The following is a 5,505-nucleotide window of genomic DNA, read 5'->3' on the forward strand; positions in this document are numbered from 1 at the left end:
GCAGGATGTCGCGGCTTACATGAAGTACTACAACCTGGATCGACTGCACTCTACGAACGGTGATTTATCACCGGTGGAGTACGAGAAATTAGCAAATTAATGTGTCCGGTTTTGTTGACCAGAACACAGTTGTTGCATTTGATGGACAGCTCCACTCTTTGCCAATGGTGTCTTCAATGGCAAATTTGTAGATATCATATCTCTCGTTTGGAGATGCCGCAGTTGACTCCCACAGAACTCTCGCACTTGAATTTTCATCAAAATTCTTAATTTTTTTATTAATAAATGAAAACCGCTGATTTGATGTCATTTCTTCAAGATTTGGAGCGTTTAATAAATCATTAAAGTAACCACATGTTATGTCGAAATCATTTGAGCAAGAATATAATAAAATAGTCGATAATAATATGATGGACCTTGAGTCTTTATTGTTTTGTGAATGTTTTTTCATATGTGATTTTGAACTTGGCATAAAAATTGTTACAAATATACTCTAAATAATTCTTGTTGACGGTAGATTTTGAAAATGAATTTTTAAAGTGTAGACTTATGGGAGTGTTATTTTGAAAGTTCACCTTCTGCTACCGTAGGAGATAGCGTTTTCATAGATGGACAGTCCCATGATGAACCAATTATTTCTTCCGCTCCTTGCTTGAATAACTCATATCTGAATTCTGGACTAACAGAAAGAGAATACCATGCCGATTTTGCAAGGGAGTCTTCTTTGAAATTTCTAACCTTATTTTCGATGAAACTGTAACGCTCTGGGCTTGATAGATATTTCAAGTTCGGCTTTTGGGATAGTTCGTTGAAATATTCACAAGTTTTGTCAAAATCGTTCGCATAAGAACTACAAACAGAAATAGAAAATAAAAAAATTAATATGGTGTTTTTCATGATTATCATTGTAGATCCGCTTCTATTGCTGCTGTCGATGATAAATTTATATTGATTGATGGTCTCATGAGGTGCCAATTATCTTTCTGCTCCTTGCTTGAATAAATCATAACAGGGCTGTGGTGGTCATGATTGAGCCACGGCCTGGGTGGAAGAATTTACTGGTGTGCCGGGATGTAATCGCTATGCAGGGTGTCAGGGAAAATTAATTGAACACTTTCCATGATTTTCTGCTCGGTCTTATTGGCATGTTCTTGCCAATAGTGGCGGAAACCGCTTAACCAATTCTGGTGCAGGAATCTGATTACAAGGTAATACTCTTTGTCGATTGGAAGACAGTAATAGCGTGTGTCACCGTTGTCTTCAGTGTAAAAGAGCCAATCGTGGTTTGAAGTGCTGAATATACTGAATTCTTCCGGATATTTTATTGATCGTGATCTGATGTAGCGAGAAAACATATCTTCCATTTGCTCTTTGGAGCGATGTGGGCTGTAAGCCAATTCTTTGGCGTCTTGTATAATCTTGATATTGTATCCCCTGAAATAATCACCAGGAATAGGGTCTTCAAAGAAATTCTTATATTCCGTGTATATAGATTGCTTAAGTGCTTCCCAATTGGTTCCCGAAATTTCATGATTTTTGGGAGATTTTTTTATCCATACATTACAGGATATTGATCCTAGGGGGCCGTCTCCTACAGGCGGCCATAGTCCTCTCCCGTAAAACCACCCAGCCCCAGATTTGGTGTTCAAGTAATAGTGGTTTTTTATTTGATCATTGTTCTTTTGGAACCAGTCACCTTGATCGATGGGGATGTAGTGATGTCCATTCTTATCCAATGGGAAGTGACAACGAGGCGGGTCTCCGCCTAAAGGCAGCGCTATGTTAACTATTGTTCCAGCCAGATTTAATCTAACATTGTATGAGTGCTCTAAATCTGGACCCCCTCGAAACTGTTTTAAGCCCAAAAATCGCCTAATCATGATTGCTTAACCTTCGTATTTCTGCTGTTCTAGCATGACTTATCAATTAAACGTTGAACTGCATTGGCATGTCGGTGATAAATTTCTATTGATGGGCAGTATCATGAAGTACCAATTATTTTTCTGCTCCTTGCTTGAATAAATCATAACAGGGCTGTGGTGGTCATGATTGAGCCACAGCCTGGATGGAAGAATTTACTGGTGTGCCGGGATGTAATCGCTTTGTAGGTGTCAGGGAAAATTAATTGAATGCTTTCCATTATTTTCTGCTCGGTTTTATTGGCATGTTCTTGCCAATAGTGGCGGTAACCGCTCAGCCAGTCTTGATGTAGGAATCTGATCATTAGGTAATATTCCTTGGTGATTGGAAGGCAGTAATGACGAGTATTTTTATTATCTTCGGTATAAAATAACCAATCGTGTGTTGGGGTACTGTATACGCTTAATTCTTCCGGATATCTCTTTGACTGTGATCTGATGTAGCGAGAGGCTAGATCTTCTATTTGTGCTTCGGATCGATATGGGCTATATGCCCATTCGTAAGCTTTTCGTTGAACTTTGATGTTGTAGCCGTGTACTGGATCTTCGAGATAATTCTTGTAGTCAAGGTATATTGTTTTTTTTAGATTTTCCAGGTCTCTAAGTGAAAGCTCGCAACCTTTTGCCGACTTTTTAATCCAGACATTACAGGATACAGATCCAAGAGGACCCGTTGCAACAGGAGGCCAAACCCCTTTGCCATAAGACCATCCAGCCCCAGACTCTGTGTCTATATAATAGTGGGATAATGATTGTTCAGTATTTTTTTCAAACCACCCATTTTTTTCAATAGGGATATGGTGATTGCCATTGTTGTCCAAAGGGAAGGAGCAGTGAAGGGGATCTCCTCCTAATGGGTGCGATATGTTAACTATTGTTCCAGCCAGATTTAATCTAACATTGTATGAGTGCTCTAAATCTGGACCGCCTCGAAACTGTTTTAAGCCCAAAAATCGTCTAATCATGATTGCTTAACCTTCGTATTTCTGCTGTTCTAGCATGACTTATCAATTAAACGTTGAACTGCATTGGTATATCGGTGATAAATTTCTATTGATGGACAGTATCATGAAGTACCAATTATTTTTCTGCTCCTTGCTTGAATAAACCATAACAGGGCTGTGGTGCTCATGATTGAGCCACAGCCTGGATGGAAGAATTTACTGGTGTGCCGGGATGTAATCGCAATGCAGGGTGTCGGGGGAAATTAATTGAACACTTTCCATGATTTTCTGCTCGGTCTTATTGGCATGCTCTTGCCAATAGTGGCGGAAACCGCTTAACCAATCCTGGTGCAGGAATCTGATTACAAGGTAATACTCTTTATCGATTGGAAGACAGTAATAGCGTGTGTCACCGTTTTTTTCAGTGTAAAAAAGCCAATCGTGGTTTGAAGTTTTGAATATATTGAATTCCTCCGGATATTTCATTGACTGTGATCTGATGTAGTGAGAAAACATATCCTCAATTTGCTCTTTAGAGCGATGAGGGCTATAAGCCCATTCTTTAGCCTCTTGTATAATCTTGATATTGTGGCCTCGGAGATAATTACCAGGAACAGGGTCCTCAAAGAAGTTTTTATAGTCCATGTATATGGATCGCTTTAGTGTTTCCCAATTGTCACTGGAGAGTTCATAACCTTTTTTTGATCTATTAATGTGGACATAGCAAGATATAGATCCTAATGGACCCATTGCAACAGGAGGCCAGATTCCTTTTCCATAAGCCCAACCTATACCTGCTTTTGTATCTATAAAGCAATGTTTTGCATGCTCTACTTTATTGGCTTCGAACCAAGCGCTATTATCAATTGGAATATAGTGGTACCCGCTTTCATCCACAGGAAAAGGACAATGAGGCGGGTCTCCGCCTAAAGGCAGAGCTATGTTCATTACTGCCCCACCGAGGTTCAAACCGACACTGTATGAATGTTCCAAGTCGGGGCCGCCTCGAAAGCGATTTTTTCCTAGTATTCGGCGTAACATAATTATCCCAGCTGTTGTCTGCGGGCAGCTCTTTTTTCGTTTCGTTTGTCGATAAAGCGTTGAACTCGATCAGCGTCTTTATGGTAGCCTGCCATGCGTAGTTGGTCTCGATACATAGTGATTCCGAGGTAGGGAAGCGTATGTGGGCTTAGCCCGTTATGATGATCACTATTAATAACGTGCTTGGCGAAAAACAGGCTTCTTGCAAGTAGGCTTCTATGGTTGCTTAGATTTAGGACCAGGTCCAGCGGGTTGTTACGAGTTTTGACAACTTTTAGCTGAAGATGTGCTGCAGCTTTTTTTAGTCGCGATACGCTGGCGCCGCTTGCATGAATAACAACGGAATGATTGCTCAAGTCACCAGAGTAGGTTCGCCTGTAGTACTCAAGAGCCCGGCAAAATATGATCGCTCCCTGGCTATGGACAACCCACTCGATTTTTCGTCCCTGTAATTTTGACTGATGGAGCACTGCCGTTAAATGTTGCGCATTGTGGCTTGGCTTTGTGATGCCCTTATCCCAAAGGCATTCAGCCAAGTCAAACAATACGCTCTCTGTTGGATTATGGAAAAGCGTATACTCGTTTACGTCGTCCTTGGGATAAGCGTGTTGCATATGAATTCCCATTAACCCACCTGCCGCTTGCAAGTCATTCAACATTCCATTTACAGCGGCCTTTTCTGTGTTGATGGATGAGACTGATTTTCTTACAGCCCAGGAATCCCTAATGTTATCAATATCAATTTGAGTTGTCGGGCCGGTGTATTGAACAGCTTCTATTTGTTCTACATAGTACATTTTATTTGGTTGATCGAGCTTGTGATTGTTAACCGCGAATCGATCAAAGTCGATAAATAGCTCTTTTACTTCCAGTTTTCCCGAAGGTGTTACCTCGAAATCGATATTAAAGTGATATCCCCTGAATGGATATTTTGACTTTACGATTCTTGCCAGAGGATAGCGGGGATGGTTTTTGCCCCCCCCGTGGAGATGGGTTGAATGTCAGGTCGATAATATCCTTCAGTATCATTCTGGTATCCATGTCATTGAAGGATGACAGACTCATATATGCTGATGTGAATATTGAACATTACTACTCAGGCGCTCAGACTTTGATAGCGAGTTTGAGATTCTTTCCAGGTTTGGATTTTCCTCACATACCTCTGTCCAGGTTAGCAGACTCCATGCTTGTTTCTGTTCTTGCGTCGGGTTCGATACGTTATAAAACACTCTGATATTTCCTTTTCGAGATGTTTTGTACCAGCGTTAGCCATGGCTTCCCGCTGAGGCTATAAAACTATCAGTGTGGAGAATCTGTTCCGGGTAGAACGGAAGTAGTTTTGGTTTTTCTGAACGTGCTGGGGGATATAGAAAATCTGAGATTTATTTCTCATTGAAGATGTGATTAGTTCTTCAAATTTAATATGACTAAATACTTTTTAATGGTAATGAAGAGAAGTATTCCGTCTTTAACGGGGGTTCTACCCCGTTATTACGGACACATCTAAAAAGAGGCATACTTTGCCTGTTGAGGAGTGTTCATGACCAAACGAAGAAAGTTCAGCCCCGAGTTCAAACAGGAAGCCGTCAAGCTGACCCTGC

6 protein-coding genes are annotated in these 5,505 nt (G+C 40.8%); 1 reads left to right on the plus strand and 5 read right to left on the minus strand.

The window, feature by feature from the left end:
• A partial coding sequence (locus K6123_RS22935) for an IS3 family transposase (RefSeq protein ID WP_221799887.1) occupies positions 1-100 on the plus strand: 100 nt, incomplete at its 5' end.
• 458 nt (positions 101-558) lie between these two features.
• Here the strand turns inward: K6123_RS22935 and K6123_RS22940 are convergent.
• The 5 genes from K6123_RS22940 to K6123_RS22960 form a co-directional block, all read right to left on the minus strand.
• Positions 559-975, minus strand: a complete 417-nt coding sequence (locus tag K6123_RS22940; protein ID WP_221801944.1) for a hypothetical protein — start codon at positions 973-975, stop codon at positions 559-561.
• A gap of 80 nt (positions 976-1,055) precedes the next feature.
• Entirely contained in the window at positions 1,056-1,880 is an 825-nt protein-coding gene (locus K6123_RS22945) for a hypothetical protein (protein WP_221801945.1), read from the minus strand.
• A 143-nt stretch (positions 1,881-2,023) separates the two neighbouring features.
• Positions 2,024-2,884, minus strand: a complete 861-nt coding sequence (locus tag K6123_RS22950) for a hypothetical protein (protein ID WP_221801946.1) — start codon at positions 2,882-2,884, stop codon at positions 2,024-2,026.
• 195 nt (positions 2,885-3,079) lie between these two features.
• On the minus strand, positions 3,080-3,811 hold the full coding sequence (locus K6123_RS22955) for a hypothetical protein (RefSeq protein WP_221801947.1): 732 nt from the start codon (positions 3,809-3,811) through the stop codon (positions 3,080-3,082).
• Between the two features lie 95 nt (positions 3,812-3,906).
• Positions 3,907-4,701 carry a hypothetical protein gene (locus K6123_RS22960; RefSeq protein WP_221801948.1) on the minus strand — a complete coding sequence of 265 codons (795 nt, stop codon included), beginning with the start codon at positions 4,699-4,701 and terminating at the stop codon, positions 3,907-3,909.
• Positions 4,702-5,505: the final 804 nt, after the last annotated feature.

This window comes from Oceanobacter mangrovi (genome assembly GCF_019740315.1).
GTDB lineage: Bacteria > Pseudomonadota > Gammaproteobacteria > Pseudomonadales > Oceanobacteraceae > Oceanobacter > Oceanobacter mangrovi.

Excerpts from the sequence above, each read along its gene's own strand:
- K6123_RS22950 (WP_221801946.1), bottom strand. The coding sequence starts at position 2,884 with ATGATTAGACGATTTTTGGGCTTAAAACAGTTTCGAGGCGGTCCAGAT.
- K6123_RS22960 (WP_221801948.1), bottom strand. The coding sequence starts at position 4,701 with ATGTACTATGTAGAACAAATAGAAGCTGTTCAATACACCGGCCCGACA.
- K6123_RS22945 (WP_221801945.1), bottom strand. The coding sequence starts at position 1,880 with ATGATTAGGCGATTTTTGGGCTTAAAACAGTTTCGAGGGGGTCCAGAT.
- K6123_RS22955 (WP_221801947.1), bottom strand. The coding sequence starts at position 3,811 with ATGAACATAGCTCTGCCTTTAGGCGGAGACCCGCCTCATTGTCCTTTT.